This window comes from Jeotgalibaca sp. A122, assembly GCF_052266715.1.
Classification (GTDB): domain Bacteria; phylum Bacillota; class Bacilli; order Lactobacillales; family Aerococcaceae; genus Jeotgalibaca.
The window spans coordinates 349,670-375,363 of sequence record NZ_JBQPRB010000001.1 but is presented as its reverse complement, the minus strand read 5'-3'; the positions used below and the strand labels follow the sequence as shown (position 1 = coordinate 375,363).

The following is a 25,694-nucleotide window of genomic DNA, read 5'->3' as shown; positions in this document are numbered from 1 at the left end:
ATTCCTGTTCTCATAAGAATATAAAAATCAATTTGACACAAGCGTTTTCAATATGCCATGATAGGAAAGAAGTTTTTTAGGGAATACGGTCAAAATATATTAATCAAAAGGAGATAATAAATGTTAAATGCAATAAAAAAAGTTCCAGCAGGGACATTCTTGGTTCCGATGCTGACCAGTGCCTTCATTTACACGTTCTGGCCAAATCTGTTTCAAGTGGGTGGCTTAACGGAGCATATATTCGGTGGGGCAGGGACGAACGGCATCATTGGTGCCATCTGTTTTGCTTCCGGAACGGGTATTGATCTCAAGAAAATCGGTTACGCGCTAAAACGCCAAGGGGTTTTGCTTTTGGCAAAATTCGTTATCGCTGGCGGAATTAGCCTATTATACATTTCCTTATTTGGCCAAAGTGGCGTGATGGGAATTAGTGCCTTGGCCTTTACCATTACCATTTGTTCGATTAACCCAGCCGTTTACTTATCTTTGATGCAACAATATGGCAATGAACAGGATACGGCAGTTTATGGTATTACCGGTTTATTCAGTATTGCAGCTGTTCCGATGATTATTTATGGCATTGCCAGCGGTGGTGGGATGGACTGGACACCGGTTATCAGTACGTTGATTCCAATGGCTGCCGGGGTTGTTTTTGGAAATCTTGATCCTAACTTTAGAGCGTTCTTTATGCCGGCTCTACCAGGACTGACGTTCCTGATGGGCTGGAACTTGGGTTACGGATTGAACTTGATTGATGCACTACAAGCCGGTGGTGGCGGCCTTATCTTGGCGGTATTATTCTATATCATCAATTTCTCCATGCTTCTTATCGACCGCTTTGTATTGAAAAATGATGGAACAGTTGGGGCAACCTTTATGACAGTAGCGGGTCTTTCCGTTTCCACTGCTGGATTGGTTGGTGCCATCTATCCGGAATTGTTAGGAGACTATGTTGGTGCAGCCGCATCACAAGTATTATTAGTCGTGGTAGTGACTAGTGTCATTACGCCATTCATTGTTGCCAAACTGGCAAATCAAAAGAACTAAATAAAAGAGCCATGATTTAACCTAAACAGGAAAAATCATGGCTCTTTTTTATGGGCATTTTAAGTCACGTTGCATGTGATGGTATAATGAATATATACTCAAGAGCGTGAAAAGGAGGTTTTTATGATGGAGCAACCGATTATTGCTATACGAAATCTATCTAAAAAGTATAAAAAATCATTTGCAATAGAAGACATTAACCTTGCTATTCAAAAAGGCGATTTTTATGGTTTTGTGGGTCCGAACGGGGCAGGTAAAAGCACAACCATGCGCATCCTGTTGGGATTGATACAGGCTACTGCTGGTGAGGCGGAAATTTTCAACGAGACAGTCTCGACCCAGAACCAAGCGATACTATCGCGTATAGGCTATATCCCATCTGAGGTATTCTTTTATGAATATTTAACAGTACAAAAAATGATCGATTTTTCAGCCCGATTACGTGGAAACGGATCTGACATTAAGGCTGAAAGTCAACGCCTCATGCAAAAATTCAATGTGGATCCCCATAAAAAAATCAAAGAGCTTTCTTTCGGAAACCGTAGAAAGGTAAGTATTATTTGTGCCTTGCACCACAGACCTGAGCTATACATGTTTGATGAACCGACAAGTGGCCTGGACCCTCTGATGCAATCCCTTTTCTGGGAAGAAATGCAGGAACGCCACAATAACGGAGCAACGATTTTCGTATCATCCCATAACCTGACTGAAGTACAAAGATACTGTACGAAAGCAGCTATCATCAAAGATGGGCATATTATTACCTCAGGGCCCATGGATGAACTGCGGAAAACAGCGGTGAAACGTGTGGTGGTGCAAGGCTTGACCGCTATTCCTGAACTGGAAAATTATATGAAAGATGTCATTCGAACGAAAGATAGCATTAGTTTCTTATATCAAGATACCTTGGGAAATTTATTAACTGCTCTTCATCAATACAAAGACACTATGACCGACCTTTCCATTATTGAGCCGGATTTAGACGAAGTTTTCCGCCATTTTTATCTTGGCACTACTATGAGTGGGAGGGATGAATAATGTATATTTTTAAGAATGAACTCAAACGCAATCTCCCGACCGCATTCATTACCGGCACGATTCTGGGCTTGTTTATGCTAATGGTCATTTCCTTGTATCCTGTGTTTTCGGAAGATGCTCAAAATATGGCTACGATGTTTGGTGACTTAAGCGCATTTACGGATATCGTGAATATTGATTTAGCAAACATGTCCACCTTGGAGGGCTTTTATGGCATGGAACATGATGTCTTGGTCAATTTAAGTTTGAGTGTTTTCGCGGCCATGATAGGGGGTAATATGCTCTCTAAAGAAGAAAAAGAGCATACAAGTGAATTCTTGTTGACGCATCCTATCAGCCGGACGCGCGTGATTATCGAGAAAGTTTTGGCGACTGCCGTGATAATATTTACCGCTGTTGCCAGTATTTATATCATCGGATATATCGGGATTTATATTACGGGGCAGGAAGTGAACCATGCTTTATTTTTTAATATTCATCTAGTCAGCTTTTTTCTGTATTTGAATATTGGCTTGTTAGCACTTGGGATTATCGAGCTTCTGCCTTTTAAATCTTCATTTATCGGTACTTTCGTCGTGGTGATTCTCTATGCATTGCTTGTTGTTTCAAATCTATCTGAAAATTGGGAAATATTAAGGTGGTTTACACCTTTCCATTATAGTAGCACGGCATTACTTATCGAGAATGATGCTCTATCGTGGAAGTATATCACCGTTAACTATGGCTATACAATTGTTATTCTATTTTTGGGGCTATTCAGATATACAAAGCGGGATATAAATTATTAAAAATGATTTAGGATATCATTTGCCATCCATTTTGTTGAAGAGTAAGATAAAAGGAGAGACAAACGATAAAGGAGCGAATGATAATGAATGAAACATTGGATACGTTAGTGGACAAAGTTGTCGCATGTCAAAAAGCTTGTAATAATTGTTTCGATGCCTGTTTGAGAGAAGAACATGTTGCGATGATGGCGGACTGCATCCGAACCGACCGTGAATGCGCGGATATGTGTGGGATGGTCGTAGCTTTTGCCAGCCGTGAAAGTAAATTATTCCCAGAACTCGTAGCTCTATGCGCCAAAGCGTGCGATGAATGTGCAACTGAATGTGAGAAACACGACCATGATCATTGCCAAGAATGTGCTAAAGCTTGTCGGGAATGTGAAGCGGCATGTAAAGCGTATGTAAATGCTTAGAAGTGAATAAATCAAATAAACCCGCTCTCATTCCTGAGAGCGGGTCGTTTTTTTATTTTGTCTTACGGTCAATATCCAGTTCTGTTTCATAAACGCGTACTGGTTTACTGAACAAGTACTCACCATTACGGACAGAAGCTAAACATTCAACGCGGCGACGTTGTGCCTCAAAGGCATTTGGTGCATCCAGGACGATAAAGTTTGCTGGTTTGCCTTCATCCAAACCGTATACGTCTTCTAGTTGCATCAATTTTGCGCCATTATAAGTTACCAAATCGAAGTTACGTGGGAAGTCTTCTTCACGCATCAATTGTGTGGCATGAATACCGTTGTCCAAAATATTCATCATGTTTCCTGAACCAGCAGGGTACCATAAGTCAACGATGGAGTCTTGACCGAATGCCACGTTGATATCATTATCAACGAATTCTTTTACGCGTGTCAGACCACGACGTTTTGGATACGTGTCTTGACGACCTTGTAAGAACAAGTTTTCAGTTGGACAAGCCACGAAGTTAAGGCCGGATTGACGGAACAAGCCCATCATTCGGAAAGCGTAGGAGTCATTGTCTGAGCCAAATGAAGTCGTATGCGAAGCAGTGGTTGACTTGCCGTAACCTTGTTTCATCGCTTCAGCATTCAGCATTTCCAGGAAACGTGCTTGGTCATCATCGGTTTCGTCACAGTGTACATCAATCAATTTGTTGTACTTGATAGCTAGGCGAACGATTTCCTTGACGGATGCATTTCCGTCTTCTTGGCTCCATTCGTTATGCGGAATACCACCCACACAGTCAGCACCCAATTGCAATGCTTCTTCTACCAAATCACGGCCTGTTTTACCTTCTTCGTTATAAGAGAACATACCGTTTTGTGGGAATGCCACTACTTGGATCGTAATGTTATCTTTTAATTCGTCACGCACTTCAATCGCTGCTTTAATACCAGTTAGGTTTGGATCCGTACAGTCAGTTTGCGCACGGATGTATTGTGTCCCGTATGAAGCCACGTCTTTAACAGCTTGACGGATACGCTCTTTCATTTCTTCTTTAGTGGTGCCTTTTTTGTAGTCATTCCACAAATCAATGGCTTCAAATAAAGTCCCTGATTCATTTTTGATTTCGTCATCTTGACCTGTGAAGTAGTAGTCGAGATGCAAGTGGGAATCCACGTAAGGCGGTAGAACAAAGCGCCCTTGCAAGTCGATGATTTCGTCTGCCTCACCTAAGTCTTTGCCGATGGCTGCAAACTTTCCATCTTTCACTAAAATTTCTGATGCGCCATCATGTTTGTAGATGGTGGCATTGATGAATTTTTTATTCAATCCATATAACCTCCTAAATTAATCTATATCCACTCTACTACCTTTAAGGGAATATTGCAAACCCGATGAAAAATAATATATATGTTGAAATAACCCGTTATATTTATTGTTTTGATTTTGTTTCAAAATGTTGATATGATGGAATGCAGTATCTAATCACAAATCTGTAGGAGGAATTATTTTCATGCAACAAACACACAAACATGGCTTTTCTTGGCCGGTATTTATTTTAATGGGTAGTATCACATTTATGGCTATTTTATCTGAGTTAATGCCTTCAGGTGTATTGCCTGAAATGGCTGCTGGTTTCGGCATCACCGAAGCACAAGCGGGTGGCTTTGTCGGGCAATATGCCATCGCCAGTGCCATCTTTGGGATTCCAATTGTTTCGGCAACAGTTGAATGGGACCGGAAACGACTATTGATGATTCTGTTGGCGGGGTTTGCCGCTGCGAACCTGGTCGTAGGTTTCACTTCCAATTACTGGCTGGCGGTGGGGGCGCGGGTTGTCGGTGGTATTTGTGCGGGGGCGTTATGGCCGATGATTTCCGCTTACGGGATGAGTTTGGTTGCCCCACACGAATATGGCAAGGCAGTGGCGGTAATCATGGCAGGGACTACGCTCGGAATGAGTCTCGGTTTGCCCATCATGACGATGATTGGGACCGCTTTTGGTTTTCATACTGAATTTGTTGTCATGGGAATTTTCGTTTTGATCATCGGCATATTGTGTCAGATTTATTTGCCTCATGTTGTGGGCGAGAAACGTTCCAAATCCAATTCCCCCTTTACTATGTTGAAAAACAAAGGGGTGTTACTGGTGATTTTGCTGACCATTCTGGCAGTGGTGGCGAACTACGGGGTTTACACCTATATCACAAACCTGGTAAGTGACATGAATTATCCGGGCATCGGCTTGGCACAAATCTTGTTTGGTATTGGCTCAATCCTATCGGTCTTGATTGCCGGCCGCTTCATCGACCGCCACTTACAAGCGGTTTGTATTGGCATGTTGGCGTCGGCAGGCGTTGCAATGGCATTGTTCTATTGGACAGACTTGACCGTTCTGCATCATTTTTCCTTTATCCTCTGGGGCATTGGGTTTGGTGCCTTGGTGACACTTTTCCAAACAGCCGTCACCCGTCAAGTAACTAGCGGGACTGCTATTGCGACCTCCTTACAATCAGCTGCTTTTAACTTTTCCATCATGATCGGTAGCACGGTAGGTGGGTGGTTGTTGGCAAACGGGTCATCTGCACCGATTGTAATGATGGCGATGGTTTTGTTGGTGGTTGGGATTGTGGTATCAGTTTTTGCGAAGCGGGCGCTGGCTTAGACTTATCAACTTGATTAAGAACTAATATAGTAGAATAATAAAACCATTTGAGCTGCCTAGAAACACTGAAATGGTTTTATTATGTGTTATTAAACCATTTTGCAAAATTTCAGCAGTCGAAATGGTTTAATTATTGTTTTTTGAACCATTTTCAGTCCATTTAGAGAGCGAAATGGTTTAATCATCTTCAAAGTCTGAATCAGACACATCCCATGCGTTAAGACCATCTTCTTAGGTGGTCTTTTTTGTCGTGCAAATTGTTGGTATAATACAGTTTATAATGAGGTGTGTGACAAATATACTTTACTAACTCCTATTTTGGTATAGGGTTGATGCGTTATAAATTAAAATACAATTAGGGGTGTAGCGGAGTGAATAGAGAAGAGAAAATTTCGGTGTTGCAAGATGTTATCAAAATAAAATCAGAGAACAACAATGAAACGGCAGTTGCAGAATATTTCCAACGTTTATTGGCTGAGTATGGCATTGAATCTAAGCTAATTGAATATGTTCCCGGAAGAAGTAATTTAGTCGCTGAAATCAAAGGTACCCAATCTGGGAAAGTCCTTGCCTACAGTGGTCACATGGATGTAGTAGCGGCTGGTGATTTGAAAGAGTGGACTTACGATCCTTATGGTGCAGAAATTGTGGATGGCAAAATGTATGGTCGCGGCACGACGGATATGAAGGCCGGACTTACCGCTATGGTGCTTGCATTGATTGAGTTAAAAGAATCGGGAAAAGATTTCAGTGGCACGTTACGTCTGGTTGCTTCTGTTGGTGAGGAAATCGGGATGTATGGTTCTAAACAATTAACAGATGAAGGCTATTTGGATGATATCGATGCGATGATTATTGGTGAACCGTCTGGTAAAGATGGCATCATCACTGCCCACAAAGGGTCTGTTCAATATGAAGTTATTTCTCACGGCCGTGCAGCCCATAGTTCCATACCAGAAAAAGGTATCAACGCATTGATGCAGATGAATGCGTTCATTACCAAAGCGGATGCGAAGTTCGAAGCGGCAGGAAAAACAGCCAACAATGAAAAGTTGGGCCGGATGTTGAATGTCTTTACCGTCATCGAAGGTGGGACTCAGATCAACAGTGTGCCGGAACAAACAATCCTGAAAGCCAATGCCCGTACTATTCCGGAATGTGACAACCAAGTGGTACTGGATATTTTAAATTCCACGATTGAAGAAATAAATGCAACGATTAATGGACGCTTGGAATTAAATGTGTTACAAAATAATATGGCCGTTGAACGTTCGGATGAATCAGCGTTGGTCCAATCCATCCGTAAAGTAACGGGTCGGGATCTACCCGCAGTTGGCTTAGGCGGGGCAACGGATGCATCCAACTTCTGCCGCGTCGAGAAAAAATTTGATTTGGCTATTTTTGGACCTGGTGAAACGGCACTAGCCCATACCGTTGATGAATACGTGGAAGTTGACGACTATCTCTATTTCTGTGATTTGTTTGTTGACGTGGCAAAAGATTATTTAATGTAATGAGGAGTGAGTAATGTGAATTATCTAGAAATAGCCAATGGGCCAATTGTCTTTCTGCTTTGTGCTTTAATAATTGGTGTAGTTGCTATCCAAGCGTTTATTTTTGTTATGGTTGCTTGGCGCAGGGGTCAGGAAATTGGCTTGTCCAAGCAGGTCATGCGCCGTACGATGACCAATAGTGCCATCTTTTCAATTGTCCCTTCCTTGCCGATTATTGTGATGATGTTGGCTCTCTCGCAAGCGCTAGGAAGATATTTTCCTTGGCTGCGTTTGTCGGTTGTTGGTTCGGCCGCTTATGAAGGGATGGCAGCTGATTTGGCAGCCCAAAGCATGGGGTTGAAAGGCTTCACAGATCCGAACATGACTCCAAGAAACTTTGTGATCATCATGTTTGTAATGACGATAGGGATTATTTGGGGAATTGTCTTCAACATTCTCTTCATGAGCCGTTTGGATAAATTTTCAAAGAGTCGAAAAGAAAAAGTTGCCGGTGGATTTATCACCGTCTTCTCCAGTGCATTGTTTGTTGCGCTGCTTGTTACTTTATCAGTCCCTTATGTCGCAAACGTCCAGAATATCGAAGCAATCATCGCTTTTGTTAGTTCAGGAATTGTGGTCATGATGTTGAACAGAGTGGCCGAAGTGACAAATCTGCGAGGGTTAAGTGATTTTTCCTTGCCGATTGCTTTAATCGTGGGAATGGCGACAGTCATTCTCTATGTTCAATTGGTCTGAGGGGGTGAAGGGAAATGAACGAAAAAAATGAATTATTTAGCAGACGTATAAACCGTCTGGGACGATTGACGAGTATGATTGCCTTGTTCTTTATGTTGCTTGTCCCTTTTGGAACGGCTTATTATTATGGAACGGATTTCAAATTCAGTGAAGTGTTTGCGGCGTCCATCGGCTTGATTGCGACATTCCTGCCGACAGCAGTGGTAGAGAATATTTCCTACTATCCTGTATTTGGCGCTGGGGCCATGTACTTGAGTTCCATTACGGGTAACATTTTGAATATGAAATTGCCTGCCGTTGTTTCAGGCCACAAAATTGCAAACGTGGAGCCAGGTTCGGATAAAGGGGATGTCATTGCCATCATTAGTGTTGGTATATCCTCTTTGGTAACAATTGCAATCTTGATTTTGGGTAATTTCGTGGTCGGAGAAATCCTGGCACCACTGTTAAGTAATCCCGTGTTAAAGCCGGGATTTGATAATATTACACCTGCTTTACTGGGCGCGATTACACTTCCACAGCTGTTTAAAGCGAAAAAGCTCACAATTACGCCAATCATCATCGCATTAGGAGCCTACTTATTCATCGGCCCAGAAAATTTCGGTGCCGTTCAAAGTTATGTATTGATTTCGGTTATGGCCTTGTCTGTTGGGGTCGCCTACTTGCTGCATAAGCGTGGGTTGTTGGATTCGTAATATAGAAATAGAGCTGTTTATCCTTGTACATCAACCAAAGTGTACAAAGATGGACAGCTATTTTTTATAATAAAACGGCAAACCATTCACTTAGTTTCCATGAACAAATGACAATCAACAATGTATAACTCAAAAACAGAAAAATATTATTGTAAGTGAGCTTTTTGTAGTGCACAAAGATATTTTTTCTAGCAAAAACAAGCAGTGTCAATGCCATTGCGATGATGATGCCGAGATGAATGAGTCCAAAAGGGTAATAGGCCATACTTAAAGTTGATTCAACCCGGAAATATAAGGTGAAGACTACGAAATAAAGAAGAGCATAAATGAATAATAAAATTCTTGCCGTACGTGCGCTCATTTGTGAAACCCCTTTCTTTTTAGTATACCATTGAAACGGGTTTGATACTCAGAAGAAACCCGCTTCTTTGAGGAGTGGGTTTTTATTTATAAGTTGCAAAACAACCACTAACAATTGACTCTGTTATGTCAATTAAACACTTAATACATTAATGGTACAATTAATATGACAATTATTATTACGAGGTGATTAGTATATGGATAATGAGTATCAATGGATACCTTTTTACGAAGAGTTTGCTGACAAGTTACTGGGTTTTTATGATAAACGGGATGCGTTATTTGAAATTGTGCGTGAACTATCAGAAACGCAACCGTTTATGACTTACCTCCATTTTGAAAGAGATGATTGGTGGGAACCGCGTAATTACCATATTGATCCTTTTTCTGTCTTGGCAACATTCAATCGGGGAACTAAGAATAGTAACCGTACGGCTTTAGCTAAAGCATTTGCAGAGGTCTTGGGTATTCTGTCTCCCATTCCAGAAGAATTTGATGGAATTCCTGTAGTTGATAATAGAAACTCATTTTTCGGAGACACAGAAGAGGGTGTTTTATGGGAGTTGTTTGCAGAGGCGTTAAAAATATCCAAGGAGAATACCTCAGTAGAAAAATTCACGGAGTTTTTTGATAAATCAATTAATGGCATAGCGATGCTAACGTGCGGTTTGTATTGGATACGACCCAAAAAGTTTATGCCATTAGATGCGAATTCCCGGAAATATATTTCCGATGCTTTCGATATTGATATAATACCTAGCACACTCTCAGGTCATGACTATCTGAACATATTAATGAAAATTGAATTGGAAACACAACTTACTTTTCCAGAGATCTCTAATTTGGCTTGGACTGAAAGGGGAAATATCGAAGGAAGTAATTATACGTCTGGTATTTCAGTGGGACAATGGCAGGAACTTTTGGATAATCCGTCTGTCTTTGATAGTAGAAGTTTAGAAATAATGAAACGGTTCAAAGATTCAAGTGGAGCAGCTACATGCACACAGTTAGCAACTAAGTATGGGGAATTGAAGAATTTTTATAGTCGGGGTTCCTCTGCTTTGGCGGAGAGAATCCATAGAGAGACAAATTGTGACTTGTTCAAAGTGAATGGAAAGCCACAATGGTGGCGGATTCTATATACCGGTGAACCAGTTAAAGATTCGTCTGTCGAAGGATCTACCATTTGGCAATTAAGAGACGAACTGAGTGCGGCTCTGGATCAAGTTGATCTATCAGATATTCAACTTTTTGCGAATCCAGCAATTAAAAAGGACAAAACGAATACCAAAGAATTACTTTTTGAAAATTTTATGGATTATGATCATGACCAAGCTAATTATTGGTGGGTTACTGCAAGCCCGAAAATATGGAATTTTTCGGAAATAAAAGTTGGGGAAAGTATCAATTACACGAAGTATAACGAAAATGGGAACCGACGAAAAATCATTAAAAACTATAATGCAATCAAGGAGGGGGATCTTATTGTAGGATATGAGAGTTCGCCGGAATTGCAAATCGTTGCTTTGGGAACCATAGCTTATACTGATGATGAGATTGTGCGCATTACAAAGCAAGAAGAACTTATTCATCCAATTTCCTACAATGACCTGAAAGAGATAAACGAAATACAGGATATGGAGTTTTTTAGCGGAACACAAGGTAGCTTATTCAAACTTACTAGAGAAGAATTCTATCATTTGATGGACCTCATTCGAGAAGATAACCCTATCCCTGAAGTGGATGAAATACCTTCTTATGGGAAAGAAGAATTGTTAAGCGAGGTATTCATTAATGAAGGCGATTACGACACTTTAGTGAATCTACTTAAACGGAAGAAAAACATTATTCTTCAGGGATCACCAGGGGTGGGGAAAACATTTTTGGCCAGACGCTTAGCGCATGCATACATGGGAATGAAAGATGATAATCGTATAGGCTTTGTACAATTCCATCAGAATTATACCTACGAGGATTTTGTGATAGGCTATAAACCGGAAGAAGATGCCTTTGTCCTAAAAAATGGTAAATTTGTGGAATTTTGCATTCATGCAAATAATAACCCTACTCAACCCTACTTTTTTATTATCGATGAAATAAATCGCGGAAACATCAGTAAAATTTTTGGTGAACTCTTGGTGGCAATTGAATCGGACTACCGTGACGTTCCAATCGAACTAGCGTATAAAACTAAAAAGTTTTCGGTTCCGAGCAATGTCTACATTATTGGAATGATGAACACAGCGGATCGCAGTCTGGCCATGATTGACTATGCGTTGAGGCGACGGTTTAGTTTCTTTGAGATGCAGCCTGGTTTTGATTCTTTCGGTTTTAAAGAATATCAAGCTGGCCTTGATTCAGATAACTTCAATCGGGTTGTTGAGGTTCTGAAAAATTTGAATGAAACAATAAGTTTGGAACCATCTCTGGGTTCGGGATTTCAGTTAGGACACAGCTACTTGATTACGGATACATATGAAGATGCGTTGCTCATGGAAATCATTAATTACGAAATCGTTCCTATGTTGCAAGAATACTGGTTTGATGATGCGGATCAAGTAGGCATATGGCATGAAAAGCTGTTAGGAGCTATCCGAAATGACTAGTACAATTCTTATTAAGAATATTTATTACATGCTGTCATATGCTTTCACGGATTTAAATCATCCTATTTATAAACGTATGGCTGGTGAAATGTTTCAGAACAGTCACGATTTGTTTGCGGCTATTCTGGTAAATGGACTTAGGAAACAAGTGAAACAAGGACTTTTTAAAGACTACGTTCGTTACTCAGAAGACTTAGCAGTTTTACGAGGGAAAATTAATCCACGCAAGACCATTGCTAATCGAATGCAACGCAAGCAACTCTTGCATGTTGAATTCGATGAGATGACGGAAAATAATCTTTATAATCAAATTCCAAAGACAGTAGCCTTACTTATAATCAGGAATCCTTATGTCAAAAAAACGACTAAGAATAGCTTAAAATGTCTCTTGCCGTATTTTAACGAAGTGTCTACAATAGGTTTGCAACACGTTTCGTGGTCGGAACTTATATACCATCGGCATAACAAGGAATATGAATTGCTACATAATATTTGTTATTTCATATATAATAGTCTCCTGCTAACTTCAGAGAATGGAGAAAATCAATTACCGGATTATAATGAAGAAAATTTATCCCGATTGTTTGAAAAATTTGTTTTGTGTTATTTTCAAAAACATCATCCTGAATTAAAGCCCAGGGCGAGCCAAATTAGTTGGGCTCTTGATGATTTTTCACAGAAAAAGACGCATTTACCTAGGATGCAGTCGGATATTACTTTGTCGGGGAAAGAAAAAGACTTGATAATTGATACCAAGTTTTATAAGCGCATGTATCAGCATAATTTTGAGACCCGAAAACATCACTCGAACAATTTGTACCAAATTTTTACATATGTGCAGAACAAACAGTTTTCTCAAGAAAAAGAGGTTTCGGGAATGCTTTTATATGCCCAGACCTACAACGAAGACCGAATACAGGCAACTTATAGTTTGGCAGGAAATAGCATCACTATCCAATCGCTTGATTTGAATAAAGAATTCAAAGAAATTCAAAGTGATTTGGAAGCGATAGCTGTTGGAATAAAATAAAAAATCTATTACATACATTAAAAGTATTCCGTCTGAAGGCTCTCTTCCGTAGCTAACGAAATACGTTTTCTATTTCATCGTCCTACCTTATAAAATAATAAAACCATTTCAGATTTTTTAAACAATCGAAATGGTTTTATTATTGCTTTTTGAACCATTTGTAGTTCGTTTAGAAGCCAAAAAGGTTTAATTATCCAAATAAGATTTATCCGTCCCTATACTTTTTATTATTTGGAAAAAAAACAATTGACACCCCTTTCAATTCAAGTTATTATGTGTTTAACAAATATGAAACGTTTCCAAAAACGGGAAACTTTATTTTTTCTCACATATTGGAAACGTTTCAAAAAGGAGGAATTTAAGTGGAGTCTTCTCCAACGGTAGTTAAAGAAAAAGTAAAAGTAAAAGAAAAATCCTCGAATTGGGAGTACTTTAAGAAACACCGTTTGCTATATCTTATGCTAGTTCCTGGACTCTTGTTGACGCTTGTTTTTAAGTATATTCCGATGTACGGAATATTACTTGCTTTTAAGGACTATAATCCACTGCGTGGAATATGGGGAAGTGATTGGGTAGGGTTAGATAACTTTAGGCAATTTATAATTTCACCAAATTTTGGCATGTTATTGGAAAACACTTTGAAAATTAGTATCTACGGACTTTTACTGGGCTTCTTTCCTCCTGTTATACTTGCCATTTCGTTAAATCAGATAATGAGTACGAAGTGGAAGAAAAGATTTCAATTGATCCTTTATGCACCGAATTTTATTTCACTAGTAATTGTAGTGGGGATGTTGTTTATTTTCCTTTCTGCAAATGGACCAATTAATAGCTTTATTGAAGGCTTAACAGGACAAAGTATTCGATTCATGAGTGAGACATCCTTTTTCCGTTCAATCTATATTGCTTCTGGTATTTGGCAAGGAATGGGCTGGGCATCCGTTCTTTATACCGCCACACTAGCAAATGTTAGTCAAGATTTGATAGATGCTTCATTTATAGATGGGGCAAATATTTTCCAACGTATTTGGTACATTGATTTACCAACCTTACGTCCAATCATGGTCATTCAATTTATTTTATCAGTTGGAGGAATCATGAACGTGGGTTATGAAAAAGCATTCTTGATGCAAACACCAATGAATTTACCTACCTCCGAGATTATTTCTACTTATGTCTACAAGGTTGGTTTACAAATGGGGGACTATGGTTACTCAACTGCTGTAGGACTTTTCAACACAGTTATTAATGTCATCTTACTTTTATTGGTAAATACCATTGCAAATAAAATAAGTGATGACGGAAGTGCTCTATAGAGGAGGGATAAAAGATGATTTCATTAACAAAATTTGATAGACGAATTCTTTGGTTAAACAGATTAGTGATTGGCTTGTTGATTTTAATTACGCTGGGACCTTTAATATATGTTTTGATTGCTTCTTTTATGGATCCGTTTACTTTAAGAACGCAAGGTTTGAGTCTTAATCCGGGTAACTGGACTTTGGAAGGCTATAAGCGCGTTTTACAAGACCCTGCAATTGTAAGGGGTTTTATAAATTCCATCGTCTATTCAGTCACCTTTAGTACTTTAACCGTAGCCGTTTCGATCTTGACGGCCTATCCACTGGCCAAAAAAAATCTGGTTGGTAAGAGACCGATAACGATTTTTCTAATCTTGACCATGTTTATTGGGGGTGGACTGGTTCCCACTTATTTATTGATTAAAAACTTGGGTATGCTGAACACGATTTGGGCGATTATTCTTCCGGGATCAGTGAATGTATGGAATATTATTTTAGCGCGAACCTACTTCAGTCAACTGCCAAACGAGCTCGAAGAAGCGGCAATAATTGATGGTGCCAACGAAATGCAAGTGTTCTTCAAAATCATGTTACCGCTAGCAAAACCGATTATTTTCGTACTGTTTCTATATGCATTTGTAGGGCAATGGAATGCTTACTTTGATGCAATGATTTATTTGAATGATGCGGATTTACAACCTTTGCAACTCGTCCTTCGTAAAATACTTGTTCAGAATCAACCGCAACAAAACATGGTTGGTGCTGCAACAGAGATGGCAGAGATGGCGCAATTAGCCGAACTGATTAAATATTCTACAATCGTCGTTTCAAGTTTGCCATTGTTGATTATGTACCCATTCTTCCAGAAGTATTTTGATAAAGGCATGATGGCTGGTTCATTAAAAGGATAATAAATAAAAAGGAGATAAATATAATGAATAAAAGAAAAAAAGTTTTTCCATTAGTTTTAGGGGCTTCTGCAAGCTTGTTATTGGCGGCGTGTGGAGGTAGTACTGGGAGTGCTTCTTCAGAGGATTATGAACTGACAGATGTTTCATTTCCATTAGAAGAAACGGTCACTTTAAAAATGACGACATCGAGTTCTCCGCTCGCTCCAGCAGATCCGAATGAAAAATTGATTTTTGAACGTCTTCAGGAAAAGACTGGCGTTCAGATTGATTGGAAAAACTATTCTTCTGATTATGTTGAAAAACGCAATTTGGATATTTCTTCAGGCGACTTGCCAGATGCGATGTGGAATGCCGGTGCAAGTGACTATGATCTCCTTTCCTGGGCAGATGATGGCGTCATTATCCCATTAGAGGATTTAATCAATGACCATATGCCTAATTTCAAGAAAGTGTTGGACGAAAACCCGGAATATTTAGCAATGATTACAGCACCTGATGGCCACATTTATTCATTGCCATGGATTGAGGAACTGGGACAAGGCAAAGAATCCATTCATACCGTAAATGATATGCCGTGGATTAACGTGGATTGGTTAGAAGCATTGGATTTAGAAATGCCGGAAACGACTGATGAGTTAATGGCAGTGCTGGAAGCATTTAAAACGCAAGACCCGAATGGCAATGGTGAAGCGGATGAAATTCCAATTTCATTTATTTTTGATGGTGGCAATGAAGATATGAAATTCTTGTATGGCGCTTTCGGAATTGGTGATAATGATGATCACTTGGTAGTGAATGATGATGGCACGGTCGATTTTACGGCAGATAACGAAGAGTACAAAGAAGCGACTAAGTACTTTAGTGAGTTATACGCAAAAGGACTGATTGATCCAGAAGCTTTTGAACACGATTGGAATGCTTATATAGCGAAAGGAAAAGAACAACGCTATGGCTTATATTTCACTTGGGACAAAACCAATGCATCTGGAGCTAATGAATCTTACCAACCATTGCCAGTTTTGGAAGGTCCAACAGGCATCAAACACGTAACACGAACAAATGGTTTCGGATTTAGCCGTGATCGTTTTGTCATTACAAGTGCGAACAAAAACTTGGAATTAACGGCGAAATGGGCGGATCAAATGTACGAACCCATCCAATCGGTTCAAAATAACTGGGGAACTTACGGCGATGAAGAGCTACAAAATATTTTTGAGCTGGATGAAGCTAATAATATGTTGAAACATTTGCCTCTAGATGGAACAGCTCCTGGCGAACTGCGTCAAAAAACAGAAGCGGGCGGTCCGTTAGCGATTTTGGATGAATATTTTGGAACGGTAACGACAATGCCGGATGATGCACAATGGCGTTTGGATATTTTACATGAGAACTACGTCGAATACGCTAATAATGAAAATAATTACCCACGTGTATTTTTAAGTTTGGATGATGCTGACCGTATTGCACAAATCGATGCAGACTTGTTCCCATTTGTGAACAGAAAACGTGCCGAATGGATTACAAATGGCATGATTGATGAAGAATGGGATAGCTACCTTGAAGAACTGGAACGTTTAGGATTGAGTGAATGGTTAACGATTAAACAAAATGCCTATGACCAGTTCCAATCAAACCAATAATGACAATTTATGTGATGTAAGAGGGGTGCCTTAGTGGAAAAATTAGTTGAACAAGCTTATTCTCTTGACCGAGCGCGAGAGTATATTGACAAAAATAGAAAATCAGTAAATGAGACATTTAGAAATAATTATCACTTGATGCCACCGGTAGGCTGGATGAATGATCCCAACGGATTTGTATATTATAAAGGAGAATACCACCTTTTCTATCAGTTTTATCCGTATGATTCTAAATGGGGTCCGATGCATTGGGGACATTCAAAAACAAAAGATTTCATTCATTGGGAAGAGCTTCCTACGGCGTTAGCGCCGGATGAGGCCTACGACAAGGATGGATGCTTCTCTGGGAGTGCCATCGAGAAAGATGGGAAATTGTATTTGATGTATACGGGGCATCTGAACGAGAATGGGAAAGTTATTCAGACCCAATGCGTGGCAGTTTCGGAAGATGGCGTTCATTTTACCAAATATAAATCGAATCCCGTTATTGGTGAAAATGAAATAGGCGAATACGGAATGATTCAAGATTTCCGTGACCCTAAAGTTATTGAGAAAGATGGTATTTACTATTCTGTTGTTGCCTCAAAAACAGCTGATGATAGAGGATTAATCCTCCTCTATCAATCTTCTGATATGTATGAATGGACTTTTTATTCGGTCCTTTTAGAAGGAAATCCGGAACAAGGGGTTATGTGGGAATGTCCTGATTTATTCCACCTTGATGGTAAAGACGTTTTGATCATGTCGCCTATTCAAATGAAGCCTCAAGGGATTGAATATCATAATACGAGTTCAACAGCAGTCTTTGTAGGTGAGATGGATTGGGAAAAAGGAACCTTACAAGTCGATAATATTCACGAAATTGATCACGGACTAGACTTTTATGCCCCTCAAACGCTAAAGGATGATCAAGGCAGAAGAATTATGGTTGCCTGGATGCAAATGTGGGGAAGAACGTTCCCCACTGATGAACTCGGACATGGTTGGGCTGGTTCAATGACACTTCCGCGTGAGTTGGGTATTAAAGAGAATAAACTTTATCAAAAACCTGTTTCTGAAATATACAAGAGTATTGCGATAGAAGACTCTAAAAAAGATTTTATCGTTGATAATGAAGTTTTAGAGATTGAATCCGGTGTAGCGAAAAATCAGTATTATAAATTAAAAGTAGATACTGTTAAAAACAAAAGCTTCTCACTTACATTATTAGGCACTGATAATGGTGGGTTAATTCTGGATTATGACAAAGACGCTCAACTACTTACACTCAGTCGAAATAATTATGGTCATAAGATAACAGGTGACGAAGAAAGCCACTTAACACAAAGGCAAGTATTCGTAGAGGAACAACTTATTGAACTAGAGATTTTCATGGATACCACTTCTATTGAAGTATTTGTTAACAACGAAAAGACGATGACATTTACATTCTACAAAGAGGTTGAAGACTCAAACTTAAAGATTTATTCAGATGGCGTATTAAAAGTATTGTCATTGGATATCGGAAGTGTAGAAGTATGAGTAACCTTTACGGAAGTATCGAAGCGGGTGGAACAAAATTTGTTCTTGCAGTGGGCGATGGAGAGTTAAATATAATCAAAAGGATAACGATCCCAACAAGATCCCCGGGGGAAACAATTAAAGGAGTGATTGATTTCTTCAAGGACTATTCTTTGAAAGGAATCGGTTTAGGCTCTTTCGGTCCAGCGGATATCAATAAAGGGTCATCGACTTATGGTTATATCACCAACACACCCAAACTAAGTTGGAACATGTACGATATCGTCGGGAATTTGGAAAGAGCATTAAATGTTCCAATATATTTCACCACGGATGTGAATGCAGCTTGCTATGGTGAGTATGTTAAAGGGAATGCCCAAGGAACCAAAAGTTGTGTTTACTTCACTGTCGGTACAGGTGTTGGGGCAGGTGCGATCAATGCTGGAGAATTCATCCAAGGATTTGGCCATCCTGAAATGGGACACATGATCGTTAAGCAACATCATTCTGATACATATGAAGGAAACTGTCCTTTCCACAAAAATTGTCTTGAGGGACTTGCAGCGGGCCCAACCATCGAGGACAGACTAGGAATCAAAGGAGAGCAAATTGAAGAAAATAATCCGGTATGGGACTATATAGCAGATTATCTTGCTCAAGCTGCCTATAACACAACACTATTCCTATCCCCTCAAGTCATCATATTTGGTGGTGGGGTAATGAATCAACCTTATTTACTGGACAAGATTAAAGCTAACTTTAAAGAGCTTATGAATGATTACGTTGCAACGCCCGACTTAAATGCTTACATTTTACAACCAGAACTAAAAGACAACGCTGGAACGATCGGTTGTTTGGCACTTGCAAAGAAACATTTTGAGTAGTATCGCATTATCTCTCCAAGATAAATCAACTTCTTGGAGGGGTAATGGTTTTTTGGTTATGAGTCATTTATAATTAGCTGATGAGAACAATTGTAATGGAGGTGGAACTATTGAAAGCAACGATGAAAGATGTTGCAAAATTAGCAGGAGTGGGAGTGGGAAGTGTCTCGCGCGTTATAAATAATGTGCCTGTTAAAGAAAGTACAGCCTCTAAAGTAAAAGCTGCTATCAAAGAATTAAATTATGAACCCGATATTTATGCCAGAGGATTGAAAACAAATAAGACCCATACCGTTGCACTTATACTTCCTACTGTTTGGCATCCTTTTTTCAGTAAATTTGCTTACTACGTTGAAGAAGCATTGGAGGCAAATAATTATAAAATGTACCTTTGTAATTCTGATGGTAATTCGGCCAAAGAATATGAGTATATTCAAATGGTAAAGCAGAATAAAGTTGATGGTATTATTGGTATTACATACTCGGATATTGATCAGTATATTTCGAGCACGCTTCCTTTCGTAAGTATTGACCGTTATTTTACAGAGGACGTGATTTATGTTACAGCTGATAATATTGAAGGCGGTAAAATCGCGGCCAATGAATTAAAAAAACGGGGCGCCAAAAATGTTGCCTTTATAGGGGGACATCAAGAAATACCTAATGAAACCAAAAATAGGCGCAAGCATTTTCAACTTGAAGCTGAAAAAATTGGATTAAATTGCGCAGTACTGGATTTACATGAACCGATTACCGATTTAACCTTTGAAGTGGAAAAATTCTTGACTGATAATCCTGAAATCGATGGCATATTTACCATTACCGATTTAGCCGCGGTTGATGTCATTAAAGCTATCGAAAAACTTGGTAAAAGGGTACCCGAAGATATCCAAGTAATCGGGTTTGATGGATTAAAAATGACGGTAGCAACAGATTACCTTGTCTCCACAATCGTTCAACCAGTTGAAGAAATGGCAAAAACGGCAGTATCTTTGTTACTGGACGTCATTCAAGGAAAAGGCACACCTTCTCGAACCGTTTTGCCGGTGTTTTTTGCAGAAGGAAGTACGACGAAGAAAGTACAATCCCCATAAAAAAACTATTAAAGCGATTGCATTAATTTCCAGAACTTGTTATACTCCTGTTAGAGAAAAAATTCAGTTGATAAAAAGTAATGTCATAGGATTGTTACTGACTAGCAGGCAATACCTAAGAAGGTTACCGGTACTCCGTTTTTAGGATGGGGTTGGTGTATCCTTTTTAGGTATTTATTTTTTATCATGAAGCATTTGGAAGGAGAGACGCCGTTGAATATTGAAAAAGTATTGAATAATAATGCTGCACAAGTGATGGATGATGACGGACATAGTTACGTGATTACCGGGAGCGGCGTCGCCTTTCAAAAGAAAAAAGGTGATACCATTGATGAAACGCGGATTGAGAAGCGATACATCTTGCAACCTTTTAATGATGAAATTATTTCAATGTACCAAGAAATATCGGCCGAAGAAATGACAGCCGTCTCAGAAATTATTGATGAAGCGGAAAAAGAACTAAAGACGACCTTTGGAGCGAATTTATTGATTCCATTGAGTGATCATATTCATTTCGCTATTGAACGGCATCATCAAAAAATGCCCTTGAAGAATCCATTGGAATGGTCAGTTAGACGTTTATACCCCGATGAACTGAAAGTTGGTCTGAAGGGATTGGAGATTATCGAAAGGCACGTGGGTGTAAGATTAAATGACTATGAAGCAACATCCATTGCCTTGCATCTGATTAATGCCCAAAAAGATAATGTCACCATCAGTGATACCATGCATTCCGTTGAATTGGTTGAGGATATCATCAAGATTGTGGAATTACACTTCAACGAACAATTCGATTCCAATAGTTTTGCATTCAGTCGTTTCGTCGTGCATCTACAATTTTTTGCAGAACGGATTTTAACAAATCATACCTATCAAGGGAAGAATGACAGTTTCCTGTATGAACAAATCATCACTAACTACCCTGAAGCATTTGCATGTTCGGAAAAAATAAAACACTTCGTTTCAAAACGCTACGGTTATCACATTGAAATGGAAGAACAAGTTTACCTGACGATTCACATCAATAAAATTAAATAATAATCTTTTAAGGATTGTTACTGGTTTCCAGGCAAAACCTAAGAAGATGACAGACACTCGCTTTGCGGGCCGCTTTGTCGTCTTTTTAGGTTTTTCTTTTTGGAAAAAATAAAAATTAAGGGAGTGGAAAAGGATGGCTAATCAAAATTACAATAAGTTAGCTAAGGATATATTGGATCATGTAGGCGGGGAGGACAACGTCAAAGACGTACGTCATTGTATCACGCGTCTGCGCTTTAATTTGAAGGACGATAAAAAGGCGGATACGAATTATATCAAACGTCTGGATGGCGTCGTAACAGTTGTTCAAAGCGGGGGTCAATACCAAGTCGTAATTGGTGAACAAGTTGCGGAAGTTTACGGAAGCTTGATGCAAATAAGTAAACTGGGAAATGGCGGAGGCCAAACGGAAGAAGTTGATGTGCAAGATGATCGTAGCTTCGTGACTAAATTCATTGATTTTATTTCCGGAATCTTCCAACCGTTCTTGATGCCATTGGCGGCTACGGGGATGATTAAAGGTGTTGCAGCCTTAATGACAACGTTTGGTGTTGATCCGACATCTGGTCTATACTTGATTGTCAATTTCGCCGGTGATGCGTTCTTCCAATTCTTGCCAATTATGGTAGCCTTGACGGCAGCACGCAAATTCAAGATGAGTGAGTTTACTGCCTTGGCAATTACGGTTGCTTTGTTACACCCTGGTATCGGTAATTTGTTGGGTGACACACCACTTTATACGCTATTTGCAGGTACGCCATTCGAATCACCAGTCTTTTCAACATTCTTGGGCCTACCAGTCATTTTGCCACCAAGTGGAAATTATTTTTCTGCCATTATTCCGACGATTTTAGCCGTTTGGGCGGGTGCGGAAATTGAAAAACGGATGCGGGTGCTTATCCCATCTTTGGTACGATCATTCTTAACACCATTCTTTACCGTTATTATTGCTGTTCCACTTGCGTATTTGGTTATCGGTCCAGTCGCATCATGGGCATCTGACTTGATCGGCGTAGTCTTTACTGCTTTGCAAGCGTTCAGTCCGTTATTGTTTGGAGCAATCCTTGGTGTAGCATGGCAAATTTTGGTTATCTTCGGATTGCACTGGGGAATTATTCCAATTATGTATGTTTTGTTGGCGGAACAAGGTTCCAACCCAATTAGTCCAGTCGCAATGGTTTCGACCTTTGGTGTTCTGGGTGTAGTCTTGGCTCTAGCATTTAAATCTAAAGAAAAACGTGTCCGTGATATTGCTATTCCAGGTTCTATTTCACTGTTATTCGGTATTTCCGAACCAACTATCTACGGTTTAATGTTACCATTGAGACGTTCATTCATGTATGCTTTGATCGGAAACTTGGTTGGTGGCGCGTATATCGGGGCAACGAACGCTGCTGCTTACCGGACAGGAGGCTTGGGTGTTTTCTCCGTCCTGAACATGATTGAACCGGATGGCTCCATCTCAATGAACGTATGGAATACTGTTATCGGTTTTGCCATCGCCATCATAATCGGTTTTGTGTTGCAAATGGTGATGCCGGTTCCGGTTTTGGACGAAGCGGTAGCCGCTGAACCAGTCAAAGATGACACACAAGCAGTAACCGAACAAGAAATGCTGGCCAGTGCAAATGAAGAAATTATCGGCAGCCCTGTAACCGGCGACACTATGCCTTTGAATGAAGTACCGGATGAAGTTTTCTCCAGTGAAGCGTTGGGTAAAGGGATTGCAATCAATCCAACGGTTGGGGAAGTTGTGGCACCGGCTAACGGGACCGTAACAGCATTATTTGAAACCGGTCATGCAATTGGCATCACGACTGATTCAGGGACGGAACTGTTGATTCACATCGGTCTGGACACAGTTGAAATGAACGGCAAAGGTTTTGAGGCATTGGTTACAAAAGGCCAAACTGTTTCAGCGGGTCAGACATTGATTCGTTTTGACATTGAAGCCATCAAGGCAGCAGGTTACTCCCCAATCATTCCAATTGTCGTAACCAACACCAATACTTTCATGGATGTGCTTATGGCACAAGAAGCACGTATTGAAAAAGGTGACTATCTACTCACTACATTGAAGTTACAAGAAAGGGGTATATAAAAACATGCAAAAAGATTTTCTTTGGGGCGGCGCAACAGCTGCGAATCAAGTAGAAGGCGGCTATCTGGCCGGTGGTAAAGGATTGACGAGTGTGGATTTGATTCCCCATGGCGAATATCGCCGCGCTATCTTGGCGGGGGAACGTCACTACGCAGACGTTCCAGAAGGACAATTCTATCCTTCCCAAGAAGCAATCGATTTCTACAGTCACTATAAAGAGGATATTGCTCTGTTCGCAGAAATGGGCTTCAAAGCGTATCGTTTCTCAATGGCTTGGTCCCGCGTTTTCCCGACTGGGTTGGAAGAAGAGCCTAATGAAGAAGGTTTGGCATTCTATGAGAATGTGATCGATGAGTTGCTGAAATATAACATTGAACCGGTTGTTACCATCAACCACTTTGATGTACCAAAAACCTTGATTGATGACTATGGTTCATGGAAAAGCCGCGAAATGATTGCACTTTTCGAGAAATATGCGACGGCTTTATTCAACCGTTTCAAAGGCAAAGTGAAATACTGGATTTCCGTAAATGAAATCAACATGTTGTTCCATTTACCGTTCATGGGTGCCGGAATCTATTTCGAAGAAGGCGAGAACCGCGAACAGGTGCTTTACAAAGCGGCCCACCACGAACTCGTGGCGAGTGCGCGCGCAACCAAAGTATTGAAGGAAATAGATCCAGACGCGCAGATGGGCTGCATGATTGCGGCCGGGGATTACTACCCGTTTAGCTGTAACCCGAAAGACGTCCGCGAGGCACAAGTGGCTAACCAAGAAAACTTCTTCTTCATCGATGTGCAATCCCGCGGCGAATACCCACGTTGGACGAAGAGCAAATTTGAAAAAGAAGGTATCGACATTGGCATGACTGAAGAAGACCGAAAAGTCTTGGCAGAAAATACAGTGGACTACATTTCCCTGAGCTATTACTCGACCCGGACTTCCAAAGCCGAACTTGCACCGGGTGAAGCAATCACTGGTAATGCCTTCAAAGGGGCCGTGAACCCTTACTTGGAAAAATCGGAGTGGGGCTGGGCAATTGATCCGTTGGGTATGCGCACAACCTTGAACACCATCTGGGATCGGTATCAAAAACCACTCTTCATCGTGGAAAACGGATTGGGTGCCAATGACACACCAGAAGCGGACGGCAGCATCCATGATGATTACCGCATTGCCTACTTGAAACAACACGTCGAAACTTTCAAGGCAGCTGTCGAAGAAGACGGAATTCCGCTACTGGGCTACACTACCTGGGGTTGTATCGACCTTGTTTCCGCATCAACGGGTGAAATGTCTAAACGCTATGGTTTCATCTATGTCGACCGCGATGACGCAGGAAATGGCACAATGAAACGCAGCCGCAAAGATTCGTTCTACTGGTATAAAAAAGTTATCGAGACAAACGGTGAAGATTTAAGCGTTGATAACTACAAATAAGTTTTAAAGTGGCACCCGGGAAGAGATAAACTTCCTGGGTGCTTTATTATTTAGGTTCTTGGTTATCTGGTGTTGGTGAAGGCAATGCCCTTCGGCCTGCGTGTTTACTTGTGTACTGCCGTGGGACCGCCTGGAGCCTGTAGTCTCCGGGCTTACCGAGAAGAATATCTACCAACACCATAAATAATAGAACCATTATTTATTAATAGTCTATGTGGAAATGATAATTTCAGGGAATTGATATTGTAGTTTAATAAAAAGTTTGTGATAATAAAATGAAATATATTGCGTAAAAAAATATCACTTACAGGTGGCGTAGCGATGAAAAAGAAACATTCTTTGTACATCATAATAATAGGCATTGGTCTTATTTTTTTAAGTGTTTTCTTAAAGGATGAAGTATTCAGTAAAGATTCACCTTCAGTAATAACAGTATCAAGTATCGAAAAGATAATCGAAACGAGTGAATTATCAACGTATACAGCGGTATATAATGGTATCGCAGAAGTGGTAAATACAAAAAGTGACAAGACGGACTATTTTGTTTCCTATGAATCGCGTATTAAAGCTGGAATAAATTTTGAAGATATCCAAGTAAAAATTGATGAGGAAACTGAAAAAATAAAGATTACACTTCCGAACGTATATATCACTGAAACCACTGTAGACATTGCAACCCTAGACTTTATTTTTTTTAATGAGAAAGCAAATCGCTCAACAGTTATCGAACAAGCCTACAAAGCAGCAGAAGAAGATGTAAAGACCGAAGCAACTACACAAGACACTATTTATGAACTGGCGGAGAAAAACGCCCAAAAAACAGTAAAAGCAATCATTCTACCGCTTATTGAGAACAGCCTGCCCACTTATACACTTGAAATAGAATAGGAGTTAATAG

Annotated in this window: 22 protein-coding genes; 20 read left to right on the top strand and 2 right to left on the bottom strand. The window is 40.1% G+C overall.

Annotated elements, in window-relative coordinates:
* Positions 1–120: 120 nt before the first annotated feature.
* The 4 genes from ACTU7M_RS01775 (at position 121) to ACTU7M_RS01760 (ending at position 3,286) form a co-directional block, all read left to right on the top strand.
* A complete protein-coding gene (locus ACTU7M_RS01775; protein ID WP_443472656.1) occupies positions 121–1,047 on the top strand; it encodes a 2-keto-3-deoxygluconate permease in 927 nt (308 codons plus the stop codon).
* 126 nt (positions 1,048–1,173) lie between these two features.
* Positions 1,174–2,085, top strand: a complete 912-nt coding sequence (locus ACTU7M_RS01770) for an ABC transporter ATP-binding protein (RefSeq protein ID WP_443472655.1) — start codon at positions 1,174–1,176, stop codon at positions 2,083–2,085.
* On the top strand, positions 2,085–2,873 hold the full coding sequence (locus ACTU7M_RS01765) for an ABC transporter permease subunit (RefSeq protein WP_443472654.1): 789 nt from the start codon (positions 2,085–2,087) through the stop codon (positions 2,871–2,873). The genes ACTU7M_RS01770 and ACTU7M_RS01765 overlap by 1 nt, the downstream gene beginning before the upstream one ends.
* Positions 2,874–2,956: 83 nt before the next feature.
* Complete coding sequence (locus ACTU7M_RS01760) at positions 2,957–3,286, top strand: four-helix bundle copper-binding protein (RefSeq protein ID WP_443472653.1); 330 nt, start codon at positions 2,957–2,959, stop codon at positions 3,284–3,286.
* Between the two features lie 52 nt (positions 3,287–3,338).
* Here ACTU7M_RS01760 and ACTU7M_RS01755 read toward each other — a convergent pair whose 3' ends face one another.
* Entirely contained in the window at positions 3,339–4,610 is a 1,272-nt protein-coding gene (locus ACTU7M_RS01755; RefSeq protein WP_443472652.1) for an amidohydrolase family protein, read from the bottom strand.
* A 184-nt stretch (positions 4,611–4,794) separates the two neighbouring features.
* Here ACTU7M_RS01755 and ACTU7M_RS01750 point away from each other — a divergent pair, with 184 nt between their 5' ends.
* The 4 genes from ACTU7M_RS01750 to ACTU7M_RS01735 all read left to right on the top strand — a co-directional run bounded on the left by ACTU7M_RS01750 (position 4,795) and on the right by ACTU7M_RS01735 (position 8,890).
* Positions 4,795–5,946, top strand: a complete 1,152-nt coding sequence (locus ACTU7M_RS01750) for an MFS transporter (RefSeq protein WP_443472651.1) — start codon at positions 4,795–4,797, stop codon at positions 5,944–5,946.
* A 371-nt stretch (positions 5,947–6,317) separates the two neighbouring features.
* Positions 6,318–7,460, top strand: coding sequence for an ArgE/DapE family deacylase (locus ACTU7M_RS01745; protein ID WP_443472650.1), 1,143 nt, complete (start codon positions 6,318–6,320; stop codon positions 7,458–7,460).
* A gap of 15 nt (positions 7,461–7,475) precedes the next feature.
* On the top strand, positions 7,476–8,195 hold the full coding sequence (locus tag ACTU7M_RS01740) for a DUF5058 family protein (protein WP_443472649.1): 720 nt from the start codon (positions 7,476–7,478) through the stop codon (positions 8,193–8,195).
* Positions 8,196–8,209: 14 nt separating this feature from the next.
* A complete protein-coding gene (locus tag ACTU7M_RS01735) occupies positions 8,210–8,890 on the top strand; it encodes a hypothetical protein (RefSeq protein WP_443472648.1) in 681 nt (226 codons plus the stop codon).
* Positions 8,891–8,954: 64 nt separating this feature from the next.
* On the opposite strand, the gene ACTU7M_RS01730 is transcribed toward ACTU7M_RS01735, so the two are convergent.
* The gene (locus ACTU7M_RS01730) at positions 8,955–9,251 is read right to left on the bottom strand and encodes a hypothetical protein (protein WP_443472647.1); all 297 of its coding nucleotides are present in this window, start codon (positions 9,249–9,251) and stop codon (positions 8,955–8,957) included.
* Positions 9,252–9,447: 196 nt separating this feature from the next.
* Between ACTU7M_RS01730 and ACTU7M_RS01725 the strand changes: the two genes are divergently transcribed.
* From ACTU7M_RS01725 to ACTU7M_RS01670, 12 genes are all read left to right on the top strand, one after another.
* Positions 9,448–11,856 carry an AAA family ATPase gene (locus tag ACTU7M_RS01725; protein ID WP_443472646.1) on the top strand — a complete coding sequence of 803 codons (2,409 nt, stop codon included), beginning with the start codon at positions 9,448–9,450 and terminating at the stop codon, positions 11,854–11,856.
* Positions 11,849–12,886, top strand: a complete 1,038-nt coding sequence (locus ACTU7M_RS01720) for a 5-methylcytosine restriction system specificity protein McrC (RefSeq protein WP_443472645.1) — start codon at positions 11,849–11,851, stop codon at positions 12,884–12,886. Before ACTU7M_RS01725 ends, ACTU7M_RS01720 begins: the two co-directional genes overlap by 8 nt.
* 362 nt (positions 12,887–13,248) lie before the next feature.
* Positions 13,249–14,202, top strand: coding sequence for an ABC transporter permease (locus tag ACTU7M_RS01715; RefSeq protein WP_443472644.1), 954 nt, complete (start codon positions 13,249–13,251; stop codon positions 14,200–14,202).
* A 14-nt stretch (positions 14,203–14,216) separates the two neighbouring features.
* Entirely contained in the window at positions 14,217–15,098 is an 882-nt protein-coding gene (locus ACTU7M_RS01710; RefSeq protein WP_443472643.1) for a carbohydrate ABC transporter permease, read from the top strand.
* A 23-nt stretch (positions 15,099–15,121) separates the two neighbouring features.
* Positions 15,122–16,738 carry an ABC transporter substrate-binding protein gene (locus ACTU7M_RS01705; protein ID WP_443472642.1) on the top strand — a complete coding sequence of 539 codons (1,617 nt, stop codon included), beginning with the start codon at positions 15,122–15,124 and terminating at the stop codon, positions 16,736–16,738.
* Between the two features lie 33 nt (positions 16,739–16,771).
* On the top strand, positions 16,772–18,259 hold the full coding sequence (locus ACTU7M_RS01700; RefSeq protein WP_443472641.1) for a glycoside hydrolase family 32 protein: 1,488 nt from the start codon (positions 16,772–16,774) through the stop codon (positions 18,257–18,259).
* The gene (locus ACTU7M_RS01695; protein ID WP_443472640.1) at positions 18,256–19,122 is read left to right on the top strand and encodes an ROK family protein; all 867 of its coding nucleotides are present in this window, start codon (positions 18,256–18,258) and stop codon (positions 19,120–19,122) included. The genes ACTU7M_RS01700 and ACTU7M_RS01695 overlap by 4 nt, the downstream gene beginning before the upstream one ends.
* A gap of 110 nt (positions 19,123–19,232) precedes the next feature.
* Complete coding sequence (locus ACTU7M_RS01690) at positions 19,233–20,216, top strand: LacI family DNA-binding transcriptional regulator (RefSeq protein ID WP_443472639.1); 984 nt, start codon at positions 19,233–19,235, stop codon at positions 20,214–20,216.
* A gap of 213 nt (positions 20,217–20,429) precedes the next feature.
* Entirely contained in the window at positions 20,430–21,254 is an 825-nt protein-coding gene (licT, locus tag ACTU7M_RS01685) for a BglG family transcription antiterminator LicT (RefSeq protein ID WP_443472638.1), read from the top strand.
* Positions 21,255–21,387: 133 nt separating this feature from the next.
* Complete coding sequence (locus ACTU7M_RS01680; RefSeq protein ID WP_443472637.1) at positions 21,388–23,355, top strand: beta-glucoside-specific PTS transporter subunit IIABC; 1,968 nt, start codon at positions 21,388–21,390, stop codon at positions 23,353–23,355.
* A gap of 4 nt (positions 23,356–23,359) precedes the next feature.
* Positions 23,360–24,796, top strand: coding sequence for a 6-phospho-beta-glucosidase (locus ACTU7M_RS01675; RefSeq protein WP_443472636.1), 1,437 nt, complete (start codon positions 23,360–23,362; stop codon positions 24,794–24,796).
* Positions 24,797–25,117: 321 nt separating this feature from the next.
* Positions 25,118–25,684 (top strand): DUF4230 domain-containing protein, encoded by a 567-nt coding sequence (locus ACTU7M_RS01670; protein ID WP_443472635.1) that lies wholly within the window; start codon positions 25,118–25,120, stop codon positions 25,682–25,684.
* Positions 25,685–25,694: the final 10 nt, after the last annotated feature.

Excerpts from the sequence above, each read along its gene's own strand:
- ACTU7M_RS01775 (WP_443472656.1), top strand. The coding sequence starts at position 121 with ATGTTAAATGCAATAAAAAAAGTTCCAGCAGGGACATTCTTGGTTCCG.
- ACTU7M_RS01770 (WP_443472655.1), top strand. The coding sequence starts at position 1,174 with ATGGAGCAACCGATTATTGCTATACGAAATCTATCTAAAAAGTATAAA.
- ACTU7M_RS01765 (WP_443472654.1), top strand. The coding sequence starts at position 2,085 with ATGTATATTTTTAAGAATGAACTCAAACGCAATCTCCCGACCGCATTC.
- ACTU7M_RS01760 (WP_443472653.1), top strand. The coding sequence starts at position 2,957 with ATGAATGAAACATTGGATACGTTAGTGGACAAAGTTGTCGCATGTCAA.
- ACTU7M_RS01750 (WP_443472651.1), top strand. The coding sequence starts at position 4,795 with ATGCAACAAACACACAAACATGGCTTTTCTTGGCCGGTATTTATTTTA.
- ACTU7M_RS01735 (WP_443472648.1), top strand. The coding sequence starts at position 8,210 with ATGAACGAAAAAAATGAATTATTTAGCAGACGTATAAACCGTCTGGGA.
- ACTU7M_RS01730 (WP_443472647.1), bottom strand. The coding sequence starts at position 9,251 with ATGAGCGCACGTACGGCAAGAATTTTATTATTCATTTATGCTCTTCTT.
- ACTU7M_RS01725 (WP_443472646.1), top strand. The coding sequence starts at position 9,448 with ATGGATAATGAGTATCAATGGATACCTTTTTACGAAGAGTTTGCTGAC.
- ACTU7M_RS01720 (WP_443472645.1), top strand. The coding sequence starts at position 11,849 with ATGACTAGTACAATTCTTATTAAGAATATTTATTACATGCTGTCATAT.
- ACTU7M_RS01710 (WP_443472643.1), top strand. The coding sequence starts at position 14,217 with ATGATTTCATTAACAAAATTTGATAGACGAATTCTTTGGTTAAACAGA.
- ACTU7M_RS01705 (WP_443472642.1), top strand. The coding sequence starts at position 15,122 with ATGAATAAAAGAAAAAAAGTTTTTCCATTAGTTTTAGGGGCTTCTGCA.
- ACTU7M_RS01695 (WP_443472640.1), top strand. The coding sequence starts at position 18,256 with ATGAGTAACCTTTACGGAAGTATCGAAGCGGGTGGAACAAAATTTGTT.
- ACTU7M_RS01680 (WP_443472637.1), top strand. The coding sequence starts at position 21,388 with ATGGCTAATCAAAATTACAATAAGTTAGCTAAGGATATATTGGATCAT.
- ACTU7M_RS01675 (WP_443472636.1), top strand. The coding sequence starts at position 23,360 with ATGCAAAAAGATTTTCTTTGGGGCGGCGCAACAGCTGCGAATCAAGTA.
- ACTU7M_RS01670 (WP_443472635.1), top strand. The coding sequence starts at position 25,118 with ATGAAAAAGAAACATTCTTTGTACATCATAATAATAGGCATTGGTCTT.